The sequence below is a fragment of the Cohnella zeiphila genome (assembly GCF_014212055.1).
In the GTDB taxonomy this organism is placed as follows: Bacteria; Bacillota; Bacilli; order Paenibacillales; family Paenibacillaceae; genus Cohnella; species Cohnella zeiphila.
Genome location: NZ_JACJVO010000074.1, coordinates 1 through 2,545 on the forward strand (window position 1 = coordinate 1; position 2,545 = coordinate 2,545).

Consider the following 2,545-nt stretch of genomic DNA (forward strand, 5'->3'; position numbering starts at 1 on the left):
GGCGTTCGATCCCGATCGCATCGGTCTTCCCGGAGCGGATGAGCGCAACCACGCGCTTATCGCCGTACCCCCGGGCTCCGTGTTCAAGACGGTGACGCTGGCGGCCGCGCTGGAAGCCGGCGTGACCAGCTTCCGGGAGAAATTCCGGTGCGGGGGCCATTACGGCCGCTACGGATTGATGTGCTGGCGGACGGAGGGGCACGGCGAGCTGTCGTTGGAGGAAGCGTACGCGGAATCGTGCAACGTCGTGTTCGCGGCGCTCGCGGAGCGGCTGAATCCCGCGATGCTGCAGAAGACTGCCGATCGCATGGGGATCGGGCGCCAGGTCGGCTGGTACGTCGACCGCTTCGTGGACGGAAAGCCGCTGCGGCTGCTGCCGGAGGAACAGTCGGGCTCCGTGTTTCTTGACTTGAACGCGGCGAAGGACGGAGGCGTGCGCACCGGCGCCGGCATCGGCCAGCGGGACGTGCGCATGACGCCGCTGCAGGCGGCGAATCTCGCGGTGACGCTGCTGCACGACGGGCAAGTGCTCTCCCCGCGCATCGTCAGCGAGATCCGCTATGCCGACGGAGGGCCGCTCGCGAAGCTGGCATCCCAGGCGTCGCCGTCTATCTACGGCAGCATCCGGCCTTCGACGGCGGCGGCTCTGCGCCGCGCGATGCGGGCGGTGGTGCTGGAAGGGACGGCGGAACGAGTGCTGCGCGGCGCGAAGTGGCCGCTGGCCGGCAAATCCGGCACGGCGGAGCTCGCGGGCGCGGGTCCGAAGCGCAACGACCATTGGTTCGTCGGCTACGGACCGGCCGAACACCAGGCCCGATATGCGGTCGCGGTGCTGATCGAGAACGTGCCCGCAGGCTCGCGCAACCGGGCCGCTTCCATTTTCGGCGACGTCATGGAGGCGCTTAGGCGGACGGAAGCGCAGGCGCAAGACCAAACAAGCCCCGTCTCCCGGAAGTAACCGGGAGGACGGGGCTTGTTTTGCGTTTTAAGGGATGCCGCGCCGCGTGATTACAGGCTCCGGAATTTGTCCGGAGCCGATGGCGACGGCGTCTCCGGCGTTGCCGGCGTCCTGGCGAACAGATCCGGATCGTCCGCCGCTCCTTGCGGAGCCAGGGGCGAGACGGTGAACTCCTCCTTCGGCAGCCGGATCCATTTTTGCAAATACCCTTGGTCGTACAGCGCCTTCAGCAGTATCATCAGAATCGGCGCCAGAATGAGCCCCGCAACGCCGAACAGCGACATGGAAATCATCATGAACGCGAGCATCGTGAAAGCCGAGACGCCTACCGTCTGGCCGGTAATGCGCGGCTCCAGGAACTGGCGCGTCACGGTCACGAGGACGAGCAGGCCGGTCAGGCAGAGGGCGAGCGTCGTATCCCCCACGATGAACAGGTAGATGATCCACGGAATGAACAAGGTACTCACGCCCAGCAAGGGCAGCACGTCGAAGACGCCGGCCAGCAGGGCGACGGCGAACGCGTTGTTCACGCCGAGCGCCAAGAGAGCGATAAAGATGACCAGGAACGTGACGGATACCAGCTTGGCCTGCGCTTTGACATAAGCGCCGATGCCTTTGAATACGTTGGTTCTCAGGAAGTCGAAAGCCGCTTTGAGCGTCTTCGGCGACCGCTCGCGGCCGAACTTGCGCCACGTGTCGATCTCTACGCTCAGGAAGTAGGCCAGAATGAGCGCGATGCTGAAGTTGAACACGAACGAAGAGAACGAAGTCAGCCAAGTAATCAGCTTGTTCAGAAAAGTGCGGGCGAGCTTGGTCCCGAAATCGGTGATCGAATTGATCGTAGCGTTGGCTCTCTCGGTCCAATCGGGGGGAAGCTTGTCCGAATGGTTCTTAAGCTCGGCGGTGATCGAAACGATTTGTTTCGACAGCAATTGCTGATAATAAGGCAACTTGTCGTTTAATTGGATGATTTCGTTGTAGAACACGTACCCGAGGCCGGCCAGTACGCCCAGCACGACGAGGATGAACAGAAGGACGGCAATGCCCGAAGCGATCGCCTTGCGCATTCCGATCCGGTTCAGCCGCTTGGCTACCGGTTCGATGCACAAGTAGATGAGAAAAGACAGAAAGACCGGCGTGGCGATGCCGTACAGATAGCTGAGAACGAACATGACGAGCCAGACGGTCAACACGATGATGCCGATGTCGAAGGCCGTTCGCCAATATTTCTGATACAACGAGAACATGAATGGACGTCACCCCGGCGCCAAGATTGATCGTGCCATAAATCTTCCTTCATTGTACACGATTCCGAAAAAGAATGCCTTATGAACGCCTATTTTTGCGGGACGTATGATAAAATAGGAAGAACGGAAACCGTGATTCAAAAACATACAGATTGAGGCATTGGTGGGGAGAGGCATGAGCGGGATCCTTTGGTGGATTTTTTATTTTTTGACGATTTACGCATTTATTCCGGGTTTTCTAAGCCGCGTATTCGGCTTCCGCGTTTTCCGTCGCGGCCGCGTGAAGCGGGAGATCGCCCTGACTTTCGACGACGGGCCGGATCCGCTGTATACGCCGCAG

General features: G+C 60.6%; 2 protein-coding genes and 1 pseudogene. 2 read left to right on the forward strand and 1 reads right to left on the reverse strand.

The genetic code is table 11. From position 1 onward, the window contains the following. The coding region (locus H7C18_RS34525) for a penicillin-binding transpeptidase domain-containing protein (protein ID WP_273388944.1) at window positions 1-958 on the forward strand (958 nt) is incomplete at its 5' end. A 50-nt stretch (window positions 959-1,008) separates the two neighbouring features. Here H7C18_RS34525 and H7C18_RS34530 read toward each other — a convergent pair. After that, window positions 1,009-2,205 (reverse strand): AI-2E family transporter, encoded by a 1,197-nt coding sequence (locus H7C18_RS34530; protein WP_185133681.1) that lies wholly within the window; start codon window positions 2,203-2,205, stop codon window positions 1,009-1,011. Between the two features lie 175 nt (window positions 2,206-2,380). Here H7C18_RS34530 and H7C18_RS34535 point away from each other — a divergent pair. After that, window positions 2,381-2,545: pseudogene (locus H7C18_RS34535) on the forward strand (polysaccharide deacetylase family protein); the annotation flags it as partial.